General features: G+C 61.4%; 18 protein-coding genes. 17 read left to right on the forward strand and 1 reads right to left on the reverse strand.

Annotated features, from left to right (window positions below; genetic code table 11):
• Together HJ536_RS19955 and dmpG are read left to right on the forward strand one after the other, a co-directional pair.
• Nucleotides 1-918, forward strand: coding sequence for an acetaldehyde dehydrogenase (acetylating) (locus tag HJ536_RS19955; RefSeq protein WP_177159146.1), 918 nt, complete (start codon nucleotides 1-3; stop codon nucleotides 916-918).
• Nucleotides 915-1,958: a 4-hydroxy-2-oxovalerate aldolase gene (dmpG, locus tag HJ536_RS19960; RefSeq protein ID WP_177159147.1), complete on the forward strand. Its 1,044-nt coding sequence runs from the start codon at nucleotides 915-917 to the stop codon at nucleotides 1,956-1,958. The genes HJ536_RS19955 and dmpG overlap by 4 nt, the downstream gene beginning before the upstream one ends.
• Here the strand turns inward: dmpG and HJ536_RS19965 are convergent.
• Nucleotides 1,955-2,899 carry a LysR family transcriptional regulator gene (locus tag HJ536_RS19965; RefSeq protein WP_177159148.1) on the reverse strand — a complete coding sequence of 315 codons (945 nt, stop codon included), beginning with the start codon at nucleotides 2,897-2,899 and terminating at the stop codon, nucleotides 1,955-1,957. The genes dmpG and HJ536_RS19965 overlap by 4 nt on opposite strands.
• 139 nt (nucleotides 2,900-3,038) lie before the next feature.
• On the opposite strand from HJ536_RS19965, the gene HJ536_RS19970 reads away from it, so the two are divergent.
• The 15 genes from HJ536_RS19970 to HJ536_RS20040 all read left to right on the forward strand — a co-directional run bounded on the left by HJ536_RS19970 (nucleotide 3,039) and on the right by HJ536_RS20040 (nucleotide 15,238).
• Nucleotides 3,039-3,632 carry a glutathione S-transferase N-terminal domain-containing protein gene (locus HJ536_RS19970; protein WP_177159149.1) on the forward strand — a complete coding sequence of 198 codons (594 nt, stop codon included), beginning with the start codon at nucleotides 3,039-3,041 and terminating at the stop codon, nucleotides 3,630-3,632.
• A gap of 3 nt (nucleotides 3,633-3,635) precedes the next feature.
• Nucleotides 3,636-4,037, forward strand: a complete 402-nt coding sequence (locus HJ536_RS19975; protein WP_177159150.1) for a VOC family protein — start codon at nucleotides 3,636-3,638, stop codon at nucleotides 4,035-4,037.
• Nucleotides 4,038-4,213: 176 nt separating this feature from the next.
• Nucleotides 4,214-5,413, forward strand: a complete 1,200-nt coding sequence (locus HJ536_RS19980; RefSeq protein WP_177159151.1) for an extracellular catalytic domain type 2 short-chain-length polyhydroxyalkanoate depolymerase — start codon at nucleotides 4,214-4,216, stop codon at nucleotides 5,411-5,413.
• Between the two features lie 97 nt (nucleotides 5,414-5,510).
• Complete coding sequence (locus HJ536_RS19985; protein ID WP_176856155.1) at nucleotides 5,511-5,846, forward strand: EthD domain-containing protein; 336 nt, start codon at nucleotides 5,511-5,513, stop codon at nucleotides 5,844-5,846.
• A 94-nt stretch (nucleotides 5,847-5,940) separates the two neighbouring features.
• Nucleotides 5,941-6,501, forward strand: a complete 561-nt coding sequence (locus tag HJ536_RS19990) for a helix-turn-helix domain-containing protein (RefSeq protein ID WP_177159152.1) — start codon at nucleotides 5,941-5,943, stop codon at nucleotides 6,499-6,501.
• Between the two features lie 69 nt (nucleotides 6,502-6,570).
• Nucleotides 6,571-7,092 (forward strand): GNAT family N-acetyltransferase, encoded by a 522-nt coding sequence (locus HJ536_RS19995; RefSeq protein ID WP_177159153.1) that lies wholly within the window; start codon nucleotides 6,571-6,573, stop codon nucleotides 7,090-7,092.
• The gene (locus HJ536_RS20000) at nucleotides 7,089-7,532 is read left to right on the forward strand and encodes a DMT family transporter (RefSeq protein ID WP_228028571.1); all 444 of its coding nucleotides are present in this window, start codon (nucleotides 7,089-7,091) and stop codon (nucleotides 7,530-7,532) included. The genes HJ536_RS19995 and HJ536_RS20000 overlap by 4 nt, the downstream gene beginning before the upstream one ends.
• A gap of 24 nt (nucleotides 7,533-7,556) precedes the next feature.
• Entirely contained in the window at nucleotides 7,557-8,006 is a 450-nt protein-coding gene (locus HJ536_RS20005) for a GNAT family N-acetyltransferase (RefSeq protein ID WP_177159154.1), read from the forward strand.
• 76 nt (nucleotides 8,007-8,082) lie between these two features.
• The gene (locus HJ536_RS20010; protein ID WP_177159155.1) at nucleotides 8,083-9,117 is read left to right on the forward strand and encodes a LacI family DNA-binding transcriptional regulator; all 1,035 of its coding nucleotides are present in this window, start codon (nucleotides 8,083-8,085) and stop codon (nucleotides 9,115-9,117) included.
• Nucleotides 9,118-9,463: 346 nt separating this feature from the next.
• Nucleotides 9,464-10,408, forward strand: a complete 945-nt coding sequence (locus HJ536_RS20015; protein WP_177159156.1) for a sugar ABC transporter substrate-binding protein — start codon at nucleotides 9,464-9,466, stop codon at nucleotides 10,406-10,408.
• Nucleotides 10,409-10,507: 99 nt separating this feature from the next.
• Nucleotides 10,508-11,578: an ABC transporter permease gene (locus tag HJ536_RS20020; RefSeq protein ID WP_228028570.1), complete on the forward strand. Its 1,071-nt coding sequence runs from the start codon at nucleotides 10,508-10,510 to the stop codon at nucleotides 11,576-11,578.
• 10 nt (nucleotides 11,579-11,588) lie between these two features.
• Nucleotides 11,589-12,374 carry an ATP-binding cassette domain-containing protein gene (locus tag HJ536_RS20025; RefSeq protein WP_177159157.1) on the forward strand — a complete coding sequence of 262 codons (786 nt, stop codon included), beginning with the start codon at nucleotides 11,589-11,591 and terminating at the stop codon, nucleotides 12,372-12,374.
• A 147-nt stretch (nucleotides 12,375-12,521) separates the two neighbouring features.
• Nucleotides 12,522-13,421 (forward strand): sugar phosphate isomerase/epimerase family protein, encoded by a 900-nt coding sequence (locus tag HJ536_RS20030; protein ID WP_177159158.1) that lies wholly within the window; start codon nucleotides 12,522-12,524, stop codon nucleotides 13,419-13,421.
• A 12-nt stretch (nucleotides 13,422-13,433) separates the two neighbouring features.
• Entirely contained in the window at nucleotides 13,434-14,444 is a 1,011-nt protein-coding gene (locus HJ536_RS20035) for a Gfo/Idh/MocA family protein (protein ID WP_177159159.1), read from the forward strand.
• A gap of 8 nt (nucleotides 14,445-14,452) precedes the next feature.
• Nucleotides 14,453-15,238 carry a TIM barrel protein gene (locus HJ536_RS20040; RefSeq protein ID WP_177159160.1) on the forward strand — a complete coding sequence of 262 codons (786 nt, stop codon included), beginning with the start codon at nucleotides 14,453-14,455 and terminating at the stop codon, nucleotides 15,236-15,238.
• The last annotated feature ends 111 nt before the right edge of the window (nucleotides 15,239-15,349 follow it).

Raw genomic sequence — 15,349 nt, forward strand, 5'->3', positions numbered from 1 at the left:
ATGAGCAAGATCAGATGCGCTCTGATCGGGTCGGGGAATATTGGCACCGACCTGATGTATAAACTGCTGCGGTCCGATGTGCTGGAGCCGGTCTGGATGGTGGGCATCGACCCCGACTCCGAAGGGCTGAAACGCGCAGCCGAAAAGGGGTTGAAAACCACCGCCGCCGGTGTGGACGGGTTGCTGCCCCACGTCGAGGCGGACGGCATCCAGATCGCCTTTGATGCGACCTCGGCCTATGTGCACGTGGAAAACAGCCGCAAGCTGAATGATCTGGGGGTGCTGATGGTGGACCTGACGCCCGCCGCGATTGGCCCGCTGTGCGTGCCGCCGGTGAACCTCGCGGAACTGGCGGGCGACCGGCCCATGAACGTCAACATGATTTCTTGCGCGGGGCAGGCGACGATCCCGATGGTGGCCGCGGTAAGTTCGGTCCAGCCGGTGGACTATGCCGAAATCATCGCCTCCCTCTCCAGCAAATCTGTGGGGCCGGGCACGCGGGCGAATTTGGATGAATTCACCTACACCACCTCCAACGCTTTGGAAAAACTGGGCGGCGCGAAAAAGGGCAAGGCGCTGGCTATCATCAACCCCGCCGAACCGCCCCTGATCATGCGCAACACGGTCTATTGCGAGGTTGAGGGCACGCCGGATCAGGCCGCCATCACAGCCTCGGTCAAGGCGATGATCACCGAAGTCCAACGCTACGTCCCCGGTTACAAGCTGGTGAACGGCCCCGATTTTGACGGTAACCGTGTGGCGATCTTCCTTGAGGTCGCGGGGCTGGGGGATTTCTTGCCGACCTATGCGGGCAACCTTGATGTGATGACCGCCGCCGCCGCCCGCACCGCCGAGATGTTCGCTGAGCGGATGCTGGATGGCACTTTGACCCTGCCGAAACCGGAGATGGCCCAATGACCAAAAGCCCGATGGACGGCATGACCGTCAAACTGCACGACATGTCCCTGCGCGACGGGATGCATGCGAAACGTGAACAGATCCCCGTCGAGATGATGGTGAAGATTGCCAAGGGGCTGGATCAGGCGGGCGTACCCTATCTGCAAGTGACCCACGGCGCGGGCCTTGGGGGGAACTCGATCCAGCACGGGCGGGCACTGCATTCCAACGCCGAATATATCTCGGCCGTGGCGGAAGTTGTGGAAAACGCGGTGATTTCGGTTCTGCTGATCCCCGGCATGGGGACGATGGCCGAGCTGCAAGAGGCCTATGACTGCGGCGCGCGCTCTGTCCACGTGGCGACCCACTGCACCGAGGCCAATACCTCGCCCCAGCACATCGCCTTTGCCCGCGAATTGGGGATGGATACCAGCGGCTTCTTGATGATGTCGCACCTGAACAAGTCCGAGGGGCTCGTGCAGCAGGCGCTGCTGATGGAGAGTTACGGCGCGAATACCGTCTATGTGACGGACTCTGCGGGCGCGATGTTGACCCACGAAGTGACTGAGGCCATCACCATGATGCGCGATGCCCTGAAGCCCGAGACCGAGATCGGCTTTCACGGGCACCATAACCTTGGGCTGGGAATTGCGAACTCGATCGCCGCGATTGGCGCGGGGGCCACACGGATCGATGCATCGCTTGCGGGCCTTGGGGCCGGTGCAGGCAACGCCCCGATCGAGGTTCTGGCCGCCGTCTGTGACCGCATGGGGATCGCGACGGGCAGCGATACCTTCGCCCTGATGGATCTGGCCGAGGATGTGGTCGTGCCCTTCATGGATCACGTGGTCCGCGCGGACCGTGAGGCGCTGACCCTGGGCTATGCGGGCGTTTACTCGACCTTCCTGCTGCCCGCGAAACGTGCGGCGCAACGGTTCGGCCTGCCTGCGCGGGACATTCTGGTCGAACTTGGCCGCAAGAAGATGATCGGTGGGCAAGAGGACATGATCCAAGACACCGCCATGACCATGGCGCGGGCCAAGGGGCTATTGAACGCCTAACGACACGCCCCGTCCGCGCTGCCCACCAGTGCGGGCGGGGCCATTTCCCCTAAAGGCTCCCTCAGACGCTCTGCGGCGAAGGAGATGAAGTCCTTGACCCGTCGCGGAGCCGTCCTGTGGGGCCAACGCAGCAGATGTACGGGGATTTCGGTGTCGTCCCATTCCTCTAGCAGCGGTACCAGCTGCCCTGACCGGATGGCGTGCCGCGCCTGATATGCCAGCACACGGATCACCCCCAGACCACTGATCGCGGCATCCACTGCGGCCTCGGCCGAGTTGACGGTCAGGCGCGGGCGGACGCGGATCGTTTTGCGGCCCCCGCGACGGCTAGCGTATGTCCACCGCAGGCCACTGGGTTGGGCGACGAAACAGATGCAACTGTGAGCGGCCAACTGGCTGACCCGTGACAGGGCAGGGGCCCCCGCCAGATAATCCGGCGCGGCGCAGGTCACCATCCGCTGCGAACCGACCAAGGTGGCCAGATGGCCGGAATCCCGCAACGCCCCGATGCGGACAGCCACATCAACCCCTTCTTCGATCATGTCCACGCGGCGATCCAGCAGCAGCAACCGTGCGTCAATTGCCGGGTGCTGTTTCAGGAAATCGGTCAGCACGGGCAAGACGTGCAGCTTTCCGAAGGTTTCCGGTGCGGTGATTGTGAGCGGGCCGGACAGATCGGCAATCCCGCCCGATAGCCTGCTTTCGGCCTGTTCCAGATCATCAAGGATCAATCGACAGGCAGTCAGGTATTCGCGCCCCTCGGGGGTCAGCTCCAGCCGGCGGGAACTGCGGGTGATCAGGGCGCAGCCCAAGCTGTCCTCTAGCTGCGAGAGAAGCCTGCTGATGTTGGTCAGCGGGACGTCCATCTCGCGGGCGGCGGCGGACAGGCTTTCGCATCGGGCGACGGTCACGAACACCGCCATGGCGCGCAGTTTGTCCATGATCATCCTTCCGAAAAATGGAAACTAGCCTCTCGATGTCTCCGTCTACCGGATCGTGGAAATTCGGGAAACACTACCTCTGTCCTGCTTGTTGCCCTGCGGCGCGGTCAGGCACATTTACTCAGGGAGGTTATAAACCGTGAAGCTTTACGATCTGGAATTGTCGGGGAACTGTTATAAGGTGCGTCTGTTTCTGGCGCTGATCCAGCACCCCTATACGCTGGTGCCTGTGGACTTTCTGGGCGGCGCCCACAAGCAGGAACCCCTCAGCGGCCTGAACCCGTTCTGTGAAATTCCGATCCTGACCGATGGCGATCTGGTCCTGCGGGATTCGCAGGCCATACTGGTCTATCTGGCGCGCAAATACGGAGGCGAGGCGTGGCTCCCCACCGAGGCTTCGGCCATGGCGCAGGTCATGGAATGGCTGATGATGGCCGAGAACGAAATCGCCCGTGGCCCCAACGATGCCCGCCTGCACGACAAGTTCGGCTATGACCTGAACCACGAACTGGCAGTGACCAAGGCCCAGCGCGTGCTGAACCTGCTAGAGGCCCGCCTGACCAATCGGGACTGGCTGGCGCTGGATCGTCCTACCATCGCGGATATCGCGTGTTTCCCCTATGTCGCGTTGGGTCACGAAGGGCGCGTGCCCGCCGCCAACCATCCGCACGTGATGGCGTGGATCGACCGGATCAAGGCGCTGCCTGGTTTCATCGGTATGCCCGAGTTGTAACCGATGACGTTCCGGATCAAGCAGTACGAACATGTGGGCATCCGCGTCACCGATCGGGACCGAGCGCTGGCGTTTTACGGGGCCTTGGGCTGGAAAGAGGCGATCAACCTGCCGGCCCACCATGCCAACGAGATGGTGAATGACGCAGGTATCTACATCAACCTGATCTTCAACGGGGCCAAACGGCCGGAAAACCGCAATGTTCTACAGGACGAGCCGGTCAAACTGCCCGGTTTTACCCACGCGGCTTTTGTCGTCGAAGACATGGATGATTTGATCACCATGCTAGAGCGTGAAAGCATCCCCATCACCGACGGGCCGGTGTTTTACAGCAACCGTCGGCGGGTGATCTTTGTCCGGGATCCCGATGGCAACGTGCTAGAGTTCAACGAACTGATCCACTGAGATCAGGTCACGGGCCCGAACTATACTTCGGGCTCGTGCGACTGCCCGTTTCCAAGGCGACCACAATCCGAATCCTGCGGCATATTGCGCAATTTGCGCTAGTCAATCTTCATAAATGCAACATATGCGGGACCTAATCAGGGCACGCAATTCGTTTCATTTTGTCAGGATTCCACATGCATTTCTCAAAAAGTCTTGCGACGGCCTGTCTGGCGGTCGTCCCCTTCGCCGCGCCTGCCGAAACGGTAGAGCTGACCCAATATAACCTTGATCCCCATGTGACCGTGTCGGGCCTGTCTTCGGGCGCGTTCATGACCGTCCAGCTTCAAACCGCGTTCTCCGAGGCCGTGTCCGGCGTTGGTGTCGTGGCGGGCGGTCCGTTTAACTGTGCGGGGGCTGATATCTATAGCTCTGTCATGACCGAGGACACGCGCGCCTACACGCGTATCCTTCAGGCGACATCCGTGTGTCTGAACCCCACGGAAAAGCTGCCCTACCTGCCGCTGACTGCCCTACAGACCGGCGCGATGAAGGGTCAATCCGAGGCCACGATCAAACATCTGACCTCGATCAGGGGGATCGACGATCCGAAATTCATCAAGGACGACCAGATCTACCTATTCCACGGCTCTCAGGACCCGATTGTGCGGGATCAGACGATGGATGTGCTGCGGGACATGTACACTGAGCTTGGGGTGCCCGACGCGCAGATCGAATACGATATCCGTGTGCCTGCGGGGCATTCCTTTGTCACCGAACTGGGGGATGTGCCCTGTTCCGACACCGAGCCAGACTACCTGAACAAATGCCCCGTGGCGGATGATCCGGCCAAGGGTGACGTGGATCAGGCCAGGGATATTCTGACCCACCTCTATGGCCCGTTGAACCCACCGGTTGCACCGATTGATGCGAACTTCATGTCCTTTGACCAGAGCGCCTATGCGCAGGACGTGATGGGGATGGACAACGACAAGCACAACGTCGAGGCCTATCTTTATGTCCCCGATGCCTGTCAGTCGGGGCAGACCACCTGCCACTTGCACATCGCGATCCATGGCTGCGAGCAGGGCCGCTATGCCACGCTGCCCGATGGCAAACCCATGGGGGACCGTTACGCCACCCTAACCGGTTACAACGGCTGGGCCGAGGCGAACAACATCGTGGTCCTTTATCCTCAGGCGCTGGCGGTGCCTTCGGCGTGGTACGTGAACCTGTGGAACATGGCGTGGTTCGGGACCAAGGTGAACAACCCCAAGGGCTGCTGGGACTGGTGGGGTTATGGCGGCGATGACTACCTGAGCAAGGACGCGCCCCAAATGGCTGCCATTGCCAGCATGGCTGCCGCATTGGGGGCCCCGCTGACCACGGCCAAGTAACCGGTTCGGCACTGCTGCTTTCGCTTGGCGAAGCGTCCAGTTACCGGTAACACTCTCCCGAGGAGACGGCACCTTCGTGCCTCGGGAGAGGAAATCCATGTTCATTCGCTGCGCATTTTTCAAAGGCAAAATCAAATCCGGTATGGAAGAGGCCTTCCACGCCCATTGGCAGGAAAACCTCGTGCCGCTGTGGGGCGCGTTCCCCAAGCTGCTGGAACTGCGCGTCCTGCGCGAAGTCGAGAGCGATGATCCCGAAAGCCCGTTCCCGCTGGTAATGGCGATGAAATTCGCCACCCGTGATGACATCGCCGAGGCGCTGGCCTCGGACACCCGCTGGGCCAGCAAGGAAACCTCGAAGAAGCTGTTTGAGATGTTCGATGGGCACGTGATCCACACGGTCTTTGCCGCTGATCAGTTCGATCCCATCGGCTGATCCGGACTGCGGATCGACCCAAGGGCCCTGCGGGGCCCTTTTTCGTGTCTGCGGGGGATTGCCGGATACGCGGATTGTCCACTATGTTATCACGATGGAAGATGATCTGGACACACGGATCGGCGCCCGCATCCGCGCCGAGCGGGAAATCAGGAATTGGTCGCTGACCGATCTGGCCGAGCGTGCCTCGGTCTCGCGCGCGATGATCCACAAGGTCGAGCGTGGCAGCAGCAGCCCCACCGCGAACCTTCTGGCGAAGCTGGCGTCGGCCTTTGGGCTGAGCATGTCCACCCTGATGGCGCGGGCCGAGGTGGATCGCGGACGGTTGGTGCGCCAGTCGGATCAACCCGTCTGGACCGATCCCGAAACCGGCTATCTGCGCAAACAGGTGTCCCTGCACAGCGATCTGCCCTTTGATCTGGTCGAGGTGACCTTGCCCCCGCACACCGCCGTGCCCATGCCTGGATCGTCCTATGCCTTTGTCCGGCAGTTGATCTGGGTCCAAGAGGGGACGCTGACATTTGTCGAGGGCGCGGCAGAGCATATCATGGAGGCGGGCGATTATCTGGAGCTTGGCCCCCCGATCAACACCATCTTTCGCAACGACACCGATCTGCCGACGCGCTACGCCTTTATGGTCTTGCGGACGGTCTAATAGCGGTGGATTGACGGAAAATCTACGATAGTGGACAATCGATCCAACATTTTACATGGAGCGAGTCGCATGATCATCCGCGATGCTACCGAAGCCGACCTGCCGGGCATTATGGCCATCTACAACGACGCGGTCGTCAACACGATGGCCATCTGGAACGATGCGCAGGTCGATCTGGCGAACCGTCACAAGTGGTGGTCGGACCGGCTGGCGGCGGGCTATCCCGTGCTGGTGACCGAGGCCGCGGATGGCAGCGTCTCGGGCTATGCTTCCTTTGGCGACTGGCGGGCGTTTGACGGCTATCGCCATACGGTCGAGCATTCGGTCTATGTGCGCGGGGATTGCCGTGGAGCGGGCATCGGCAAGGCACTGATGGTCGCTCTGATCGAGCGCGCCCGCGCCATTGGTAAGCACGTCATGGTCGCCGGCATCACCGAGGGTAATGCGGCCTCGATCGCGATGCACGAGGCGCTGGGGTTTCAACGGGTGGGGTTGCTGCCTCAGGTCGGGACCAAGTTCGGCGGCTGGCTGGATCTGGCGTTCCTGCAACTGGTGCTGGATAACCGCACCGATCCGGACGCCATCGGATGATGCCGCTGGCGGTTTTCGGGCTGCTGGTCATGGCGGGGGCGGCCTTGGTCGTGCAGAACCTGCTGATGACAGGGATCATGGAGCGGGCCTCCAGCGTGCTGGTTCCGCTGGTCATGAATTCGGCGGTCGGGCTGGTGCTGCTGTCGGGACTGCTGCTGTGGCAGCTTGGCCCCCAAGGGGTGAAAGAGGCCGCGGGCACCCTGCGTCCCGTGGCCCTGATCCCCGGTGTTCTGGGGTCGTTTTTCGTGTTCGCGAGCCTTCTGGGGTATCGCCATCTGGGACCGGCGGCGACCATCTCGGTCTTGATTGCCAGCCAGTTGATCGTCGGGCTGGGGTTGGAGATGGCCCGTCAGGACGGTGTGCGCTTGCAGATCGGGCCGGTGGTGGGCGTGGTGCTGCTGATCGTCGGGGCGGTGCTGGTCGTGTACCGGCCGCGTTAACCTTTGGCCCAGTTGGGGGAGAGAATGATGGACATCCGCTTGGCCCATTCCGGCGATGAAACCGCCATTCGTGCCTGCGCACAGGCGGCCTATGTGCGCTATGTGCCCTTGATTGGCAGAGAACCTGCGCCAATGCTGGCGGACTATGGCGCGCAGATCGCGGGCGGGCTGGTCCATATGGCGGTTGACGGGCAGGGGGCCTTGGCGGGGTTCATCGTTTACTATCCCGAGGGGCGGCACATGCTGCTGGAAAACGTCGCCGTTGCGCCCGATGCGGCGGGGCGCGGGGTGGGCAAGGCCCTGATCGCCCATTGCGAGCGGGCGGCGCGGCAGGCGGGGCTGGACGGCGTGATGCTCTATACCAACGCCAAGATGGTGGAAAATCTGTCGATCTATCCGCGACTTGGCTACCAAGAGGTTGATCGCCGCACCGAAGATGGTTTCGATCGCGTCTATTTCCTGAAGCCGTTCTGACGGCTTGGGGCTTTTCATTAGCCTCGTGATGTATTCATATCCCGTGATGCAATAACATCATCCAAGGGGTGCAGATATGTCAGAGCGTCCAACGATCCGCGATGTCGCCCTTGCCGCCGGAGTGGGCACCGCCACCGTAGACCGTGTGCTGAACGGGCGCGGCAAAGTGCGCGAGGAAACCATGCGCAAAGTGGCCGAGGCCGCCCATCGCGTAGGCTATCATGCCTCGACCCTGATTGATCAGCGGCTCGATTCCGCGCTGCCCGAGATGACGTTCGGCTTTGTCCTGCACAAGGGCAAGCAGGAGTTTTATCAGAACTTTGCCAATGAAATCCAACGGGCCGTGACTGTGCGGCACGACATTCGCGGGCGGGCGGTTGTGCGGTTTTCGGCCAGCCAGTCGCCGCAGGATTTTTTGACCGAGATCGCCGAAATCTCGGGCAAGGTGGATGCCATCGCCAGCTCTGCCGTCAACCACCAAAGCATCACCCAAGAGGTGCAGCGCCTCAAGGAAACGGGCGTGCCTACCTTTGCGCTGCTGAACGATTTTGCGCAAGGCATTCGGGAAAACTACTTGGGTCTCAATAACATGCAGGTGGGTCGGTCGGCGGCGTGGATGGCCACAACGGCGGCCAAACAGCAGGGCAAACTGGCGGTTTTTGTGGGGGGGAACCGCTGGCACGGGCACGAATTACGAGAGACGGGCTTTCGCAGTTTCGTGCGGGATTCGGCGCCGGGGTTTCATGTGCTGGACACCTTGGTGAACCTCGAGACCCGTCAAGTGACCTATGAGGCGACGCTCGAACTTATCGACCGGCACCGCGATTTGCGGGGAATCTATGTGGCCGGCGGCGGGATGGAGGGGGCGATTGCGGCCCTTCGAGAGGCCGCCGAACCCAACACCGTTTCGCTGGTCGTGAACGAGTTGACCGCCGACAGCCGCGCGGCCCTGATGGATGGCTATGTCACGATGGTGATCTCGACCCCCTTGCGCCAACTGTGCGCCGATATGGTCGAAATGATGATTTCTGCTGTGAAAAACGGATCTTCGGATGTGCCGGGCCAGCATTTCCTGCAGCCCCAGATTTATCTGCCCGAAGCCTTCGGTTGATGTGATTACATCAAAAATGGCCCCTTAAACGCATCATAAATGATGTGAACTGTGGGGTGCCATGTTGACGCAAGGCCCTGCGTCTGGGCATGGTCTGGCCATCGGCGGGTGGTCACACACTTGCCAGTCTGGGAGGACAATCGAAATCGCGAAGACCCCGATAACCGGCTTGACCGACATCGGGTGATCCGCCCGCACGATGTGCGGGACCGATGATGCCTTGCCTGACCACAAGACGTCTGGATGCCCCTTGGGCGCACAGGCAGCGCGGCCCGAAAAACGGGAGGGGCCGCTCCGGCATTAAACGGACCGCTGGGACGCCGGAACCAGCCTGGGAGGATGATTAATGAAAAAGACCCTTTTGGCCGCTGGCCTGACTTCGCTGCTGGCAACCACCGCAATGGCCGAAAACATCGGCGTGTCGATGGCCCTGTTCGACGACAACTTCCTGACCGTTCTGCGCAACGGCATGATCGAGCAAGCAGGCGCGATGGACGGCGTGGAAATCCAGGTCGAGGACGCGCAGAACGACGTGGCCAAGCAGCTGGACCAGATCAACAACTTCATCGCATCGGGCGTTGATGCAATCATCGTGAACCCCGTCGATACCTCGGCGACCGAAGCGATGACCAACGCTGCCGCCTCTGCCGGTGTGCCGCTGGTCTATGTGAACCGCCAGCCGGTGAACGTGGACACCATGCCCGATAACCAAGCATTTGTGGCCTCGAACGAGATCGAGTCCGGCACGCTGGAAACCTTTGAAATCTGCAAGAACCTGCGCGCCGCAGGCAAAGGCGCCGGTGCCCGCGCCTATCTGATGATGGGCGAGCTGTCGAACCAGGCGGCCGTTCAGCGCACCAAGGACGTGCACGACATTCTGGGCACCGACATGTGCAACTTTATCGAGATCATCGACGAGCAGACCGCCAACTGGTCGCGCGATCAGGCGCAGGACCTGATGACCAACTGGCTGTCCTCGGGCGAGACCTTTGACGCCTTGATCGCCAACAACGACGAAATGGCCATCGGTGCCATTCAGGCGATGAAGGCTGCGGGCATCGACATGGCGTCGGTTCAGGTGGGCGGCGTTGACGCTACTCAGGACGCGCTGGCGGCAATGGCGGGCGGTGATCTGGACGTGACCGTGTTCCAGAACGCGGCCGGTCAGGGCGCAGGTGCGCTGGATGCGGCGCTGAAGCTGGCCAAGGGCGAAGACGTGGACCAGAAGGTTTACATCCCCTTTGAACTGGTCACACCCGCGAACCTCGCGAACTACACCGCCAAGAACTAAGGCGCTGTTTTCCTGAACAAACGAAGGGGCGGGACGGTCGTGCCCGCCTCCATGCCCTCCGCAGATGCGGGGGGCGGGAACTCTGGGGAGAGTCAATTAATGTCGCAGTCGCACGGGATAGGCGGGCTGGTCTTCGACGAGAAGAAGAAAGCACGCGCGCCTGAATGGAACGTATTTTTCGCCCTCATTCTGATTGTAGTCGTGTTCGAAGCACTGGGGGCCATGCTGCAAGGGCAGAGCTTTCTTTTCGACAGCGCCGATCGGTTTGACACCATTTTCAATGAACAACGTCTGAAGATCATCATCCTGCAGGTGGCCATTATCGGGATCATCGCGCTGGGCTCCACGCAGGTGATCATTCTGGGGGGCATCGACCTGAGCCCCGGCTCGGTGGTTGGCGTGACCGCCATGATCACGATGTCCTTTGCGCAGGTGGCCGAAGTGAACGGTCTGGCCAACCCCAAGGCCGTGTTCGGCCCCGCGTGGATGGATCTGCCGGTGATTGTGCCGCTGCTGGTGGGCTTGGTCTGCGGGATCGTGGCCGGCGTGATCAACGGATTGCTGATCGCCTACACCCGCATTCCGCCGTTCATCGCCACGCTGGGGATGATGGTCACCGCACGCGGCGCCGCCAAGTGGTGGTCCAAGGGTCAGCCCATCAGCTTTCCGACCGACAGCTACGCGGCCATCGGGCAGGGCATGAACCCGGTCATCATCTTTGCGGTGCTGGCGATCCTGTTCCACCTGATCCTGAAATACACCGTCTACGGCAAGCACACCTATGCGATCGGGTCCAACGAACTGGCCAGCCGCATGTCGGGCATTCAGGTCAGCCGCCACAAGGTTCTGGTCTACACCATCGCCAGCGTTCTGGCTGCCATTGCCGCGATCGTTCTGTCCTCGAAAAACCTGACCGCTCAGGCTGGCATGGGGATGATGTACGAACTGGACGCCATCGCGATGACCGTCATCGGGGGCGTGTCCCTGTCGGGTGGTCGTGGCTCCATCCTCGGGACCGTGCTGGGATCGCTGATCTTCGGGGTGATTATCTCGGGTTTCACGTTCCTCAAGCTCGATGCCTATTACCAGGAGATGGTCAAAGGCGTGATCATCGTGGGCGCGGTCGTTCTGGACCAATACCGTCAACAGCGCGCAGCGGCGCGGATGTAAGGAGGCGAGAATGCTTGACTATTCGAACAGCGAAGTCGTCCTCGAGACGCGCGATCTGACCAAGCACTACGGCGGCGTTCACGCGCTGGAGGGTGCCAACTTCAAGATCCACAAGGGCGAACACGTCGCGATCATGGGCGACAACGGGGCCGGTAAATCGACCTTTGTCCGCCAGATCACTGCCGTCGAACAGCGCACACGCGGCGATGTCATTCTGGGGGGGCAGTCCGTCCACTTTGGCAGCCCGATCGAGGCCCGCGAGGCCGGGATCGAGACCGTGTTCCAGAACCTTGCCCTTGCGGATGATCTGGACGTGCCCTCGAACCTGTTTCTGGGCCGCGAGAAGATCAAGTTCAACCTCGGGCCGTTTTCGATCCTTGATAACAAGGCGATGCGCGAGGCGACGATGGCGGGTCTGGTGAAAACCGGCGTGAAAATCCCCAACATCCTGAACCCGATCCGCAACATGTCCGGCGGCCAGCGCCAGTGTGTGGCCATCGCGCGCACTGCGGCCTTCCATTCCAAGCTGACCATCATGGATGAACCCACGGCGGCGCTGGGGGTGCAGGAAACCGCGCAGGTGGAAAACATCATCCGCACGCTCAAAGAGCAGGGCGAACCCCTGATCCTGATCAGCCACAACATGCGGCAGGTGTTCGACCTGATGGACCGGATCGTCGTGTTCCGACGGGGCCGCATCTGCGCCAACCTGCACGTTTCGGACACCGATCCTCAGGACGTGGTCGCCTATATCACCGGTGCCAAAACCGGCGAGGAGTTCCCCGAGGCGCGCTGATCCAGCCGCTTCGGCGCGGGGGTCGCGCTCCCAGTAACCTGCGGCCCCCGCTCCCCCGATCCTGAACCGGACAACATGAACCAACCCCTCCACCCGCGCCTTTGCGGGTGGGCTGGCCCCACTCAACCTGATGACAGGGTTCGCCTTATGAAAATTGCTATCGACCCCTTTATGCACCGCCACCTTAGCCTAGAGGAACTGCCGTCCAAGGTGGCCGAACTGGGCTATGACTGGATCGAACTTAGCCCGCGCGCGGATTTTCTGGAGTGGTTCAAAGCCCCCCGCGTGTTTCCGGACCGCGTGAAATCCTTTAAAAAGGCGCTGTCGGACGCCAATGTCGGCATCGCCAGCATCCTGCCCATGTACCGCTGGGCCAGCAATGACGAGGCTGAACGTCAAGCCGCCGTCAAACACTGGAAACGCGCCATCGAGATCGCGGTCGAGCTTGGCGTGGACACCATGAACAGCGAATTCGGGCGTGGCCCGCACCCCGACAAAGGCTCCTGCTACTGCTGTCACACAGGTTCCATGATCGAGGCCTGCGAGGATGCTTGGTGGCGTTCCATGGAAGAACTGGTGCCGATCTTCGAGCGCGAGGGCATCAACCTGCACGTCGAGCCCCACCCCGAGGACTGGTGCGAGACCCTGCAACCGGCGCTGGACATCATCCGCACCGTGAACTCGAAAAACGTCAAGTTCCTCTACTGCGCGCCCCACACCTTCTATTTCGGCGACGATACCAAGGCCATGCTGCGCGAGGCCAAGGATGTGCTGGCCCATGTCCACGTCGGCGACACGTTCAACCACAAGGCCAGTTCTGGCCTGCGCTACATCCTCAACCCTCCGGGCACCAACGCCCGTGTGCACCAGCACCTGAACATCGGGCAGGGCGAGGTCCCGTGGGACGACTTCTTTGGCACTCTGGCCGAGATCGGCTTCGACGGCATCATGACCGCCTGCGTCTTTGCCTGGGAGGACCGCGCGGACGAGTCCGGCCACTTCATGCGCGCGGAAATGCAGCGCTACGTCGACACTTACTTCAAATAAGGAATGCACCAAATGACACTGAAAATCGGTGTAATCGGAACCGGGATGATTGGCCGAGACCACACCCGCCGTCTTCAGCAGGTTCTGGCAGGGGCCAAAGTCGTGGCCCTGTCGGACGTGAACATGGACAGCGCCCGCGCAGTTCAGGCGGACCTGTGCCCTGATGCGCAGGTCTTTGCGACCGGCCAAGAGCTGATCGCCAGCCCCGATGTGGACGCGGTTCTGGTTTGTTCGTGGGGCGCCACCCACGAGGAATACGTGTTGGCCGCCATCGCTGCGGGCAAGCCCTGCTTCTGTGAAAAGCCGCTGGCCACCACCGCCGAAGGGGCCAAGCGCATCGTCGATGCCGAGGTCGCCCATGGGTCGCGTCTGGTGCAGGTCGGCTTCATGCGGCGCTATGATGCGGGTTATGTCGCGCTGAAGAACGTGGTCGATACCCAGATCGGCGCGCCGATCATGGTGCACGCCGCCCACCGCAACCCCAGCGTTCCCGAGCAATACGTCACCCCCATGGCGATCCACGACACTCTGATCCACGAGATCGACGTGTTCCGCTGGCTCTTGGACGATGACTATGTTTCGGCCCGCGTGACCTTTCCGCGCTCCTGTGCCGCCAGCCATGCCAAGCTGCGCGACCCCCAGATCGTGACCCTGAAAACCGCCAAAGGCACCGTGATCAACACCGAGATCTACGTGAACTGCAAATACGGTTACGACATCCAGTGTCAGGTCGTCGGCGAAGAGGGCATCGCCTCCTTGCCCGAACCTATGGCCATCACCAAGCGCCTGAACGCGACCTTGCAGAACGAAATCCTGACCGATTGGAAGGACCGCTTTGTCGCCAGCTATGACGTCGAACTGAACGATTTCATCAAGGCCGCCACCGCTGGCACCGCTGCGGGCCCCTCGTCGTGGGATGGCTACATGGCCGCTGTGACCTCGGACGCCTGCGTTGCAGCCCAAGACGCCGAAGGCACCCTGATCGACATCACCTATCCGGCCCGTCCGGCCCTGTATAACTGAGGCATCCCATGCGTTTCGCAATCAACCACATTTCCGCGCCCAAGCTGGCCCTGTCCGAATTCTTTGAGATGACCAAGGCGCTGGGTGCGACCGAGGTCGAAATCCGCAATGATCTGCCCGATGTCATGGGCACTATGCCCGCGTCCGAGGTCAAAGCCGCAGCAGAGGCGGCAGGCGTCACCATCCTGTCGATCAACGCACTTTATCCATTCAACGTGTGGTCCGGTGAACTGGCCGCCCGTGCGGTGGCGATGGCCGATTACGCTGCCGCCTGCGGAGCCAAGGCGCTGGTCATGTGCCCCCTGAATGACGGCACCGAAGTGTCCTATGACGATCTGGTCGCCGCGCTGGAGGCGATGAAGCCGATCCTGACCGAACGCGGTCTCACCGGTCTGGTCGAGCCCTTGGGCTTTCCCATCTCGTCCATGCGCAAGAAAGAGACCGCCATTCAGGCGATCAAGGATGCGGGCGGCGAAGGCGTCTACAAGCTGATGCACGACACCTTCCACCACCATCTGGCGGGCGAGACCGAGTTCTATCCCGAATGGACCGGCCTTGTGCATATCTCGGGCGTGGTCGATCCGGCGGTGGACGTGGCGGACATGCTGGACGCCCACCGCGTGCTTGTCGATGCAGGGGATCGTCTGGAGAACATCTCGCAGATCAAATCGCTGCTGGCTGCGGGCTATGACGGCCCCTTCAGCTTCGAACCCTTCGCGGCCGAGGTGCACGAACTGGCGGATCCTCGGGCGGCGCTGGCAGAAAGCATCGCCTATATCGAAAACCAGCTCTGATTGCGCGGTTGTTGAGGGGGCTTTGCCCCCTCTTGGCCCTGCGGGGCCAATTCACCCCTGGGTATTTTTACCAAGCTGAAGTTTTGGTGATTGGAGGAATTAGGGATGCGA

The sequence above is a fragment of the Donghicola mangrovi genome (assembly GCF_013377535.1).
Classification (GTDB): Bacteria; Pseudomonadota; Alphaproteobacteria; order Rhodobacterales; family Rhodobacteraceae; genus Donghicola; species Donghicola mangrovi.

Bases quoted from the DNA above. Each gene is read 5' to 3' on its own strand.
- HJ536_RS19955 (WP_177159146.1), top strand. From the start codon at position 1: ATGAGCAAGATCAGATGCGCTCTGATCGGGTCGGGGAATATTGGCACC.
- dmpG (WP_177159147.1), top strand. From the start codon at position 915: ATGACCAAAAGCCCGATGGACGGCATGACCGTCAAACTGCACGACATG.
- HJ536_RS19965 (WP_177159148.1), bottom strand. From the start codon at position 2,899: ATGGACAAACTGCGCGCCATGGCGGTGTTCGTGACCGTCGCCCGATGC.
- HJ536_RS19975 (WP_177159150.1), top strand. From the start codon at position 3,636: ATGACGTTCCGGATCAAGCAGTACGAACATGTGGGCATCCGCGTCACC.
- HJ536_RS19980 (WP_177159151.1), top strand. From the start codon at position 4,214: ATGCATTTCTCAAAAAGTCTTGCGACGGCCTGTCTGGCGGTCGTCCCC.
- HJ536_RS19985 (WP_176856155.1), top strand. From the start codon at position 5,511: ATGTTCATTCGCTGCGCATTTTTCAAAGGCAAAATCAAATCCGGTATG.
- HJ536_RS19990 (WP_177159152.1), top strand. From the start codon at position 5,941: ATGGAAGATGATCTGGACACACGGATCGGCGCCCGCATCCGCGCCGAG.
- HJ536_RS19995 (WP_177159153.1), top strand. From the start codon at position 6,571: ATGATCATCCGCGATGCTACCGAAGCCGACCTGCCGGGCATTATGGCC.
- HJ536_RS20000 (WP_228028571.1), top strand. From the start codon at position 7,089: ATGATGCCGCTGGCGGTTTTCGGGCTGCTGGTCATGGCGGGGGCGGCC.
- HJ536_RS20005 (WP_177159154.1), top strand. From the start codon at position 7,557: ATGATGGACATCCGCTTGGCCCATTCCGGCGATGAAACCGCCATTCGT.
- HJ536_RS20010 (WP_177159155.1), top strand. From the start codon at position 8,083: ATGTCAGAGCGTCCAACGATCCGCGATGTCGCCCTTGCCGCCGGAGTG.
- HJ536_RS20015 (WP_177159156.1), top strand. From the start codon at position 9,464: ATGAAAAAGACCCTTTTGGCCGCTGGCCTGACTTCGCTGCTGGCAACC.
- HJ536_RS20020 (WP_228028570.1), top strand. From the start codon at position 10,508: ATGTCGCAGTCGCACGGGATAGGCGGGCTGGTCTTCGACGAGAAGAAG.
- HJ536_RS20025 (WP_177159157.1), top strand. From the start codon at position 11,589: ATGCTTGACTATTCGAACAGCGAAGTCGTCCTCGAGACGCGCGATCTG.
- HJ536_RS20030 (WP_177159158.1), top strand. From the start codon at position 12,522: ATGAAAATTGCTATCGACCCCTTTATGCACCGCCACCTTAGCCTAGAG.
- HJ536_RS20035 (WP_177159159.1), top strand. From the start codon at position 13,434: ATGACACTGAAAATCGGTGTAATCGGAACCGGGATGATTGGCCGAGAC.
- HJ536_RS20040 (WP_177159160.1), top strand. From the start codon at position 14,453: ATGCGTTTCGCAATCAACCACATTTCCGCGCCCAAGCTGGCCCTGTCC.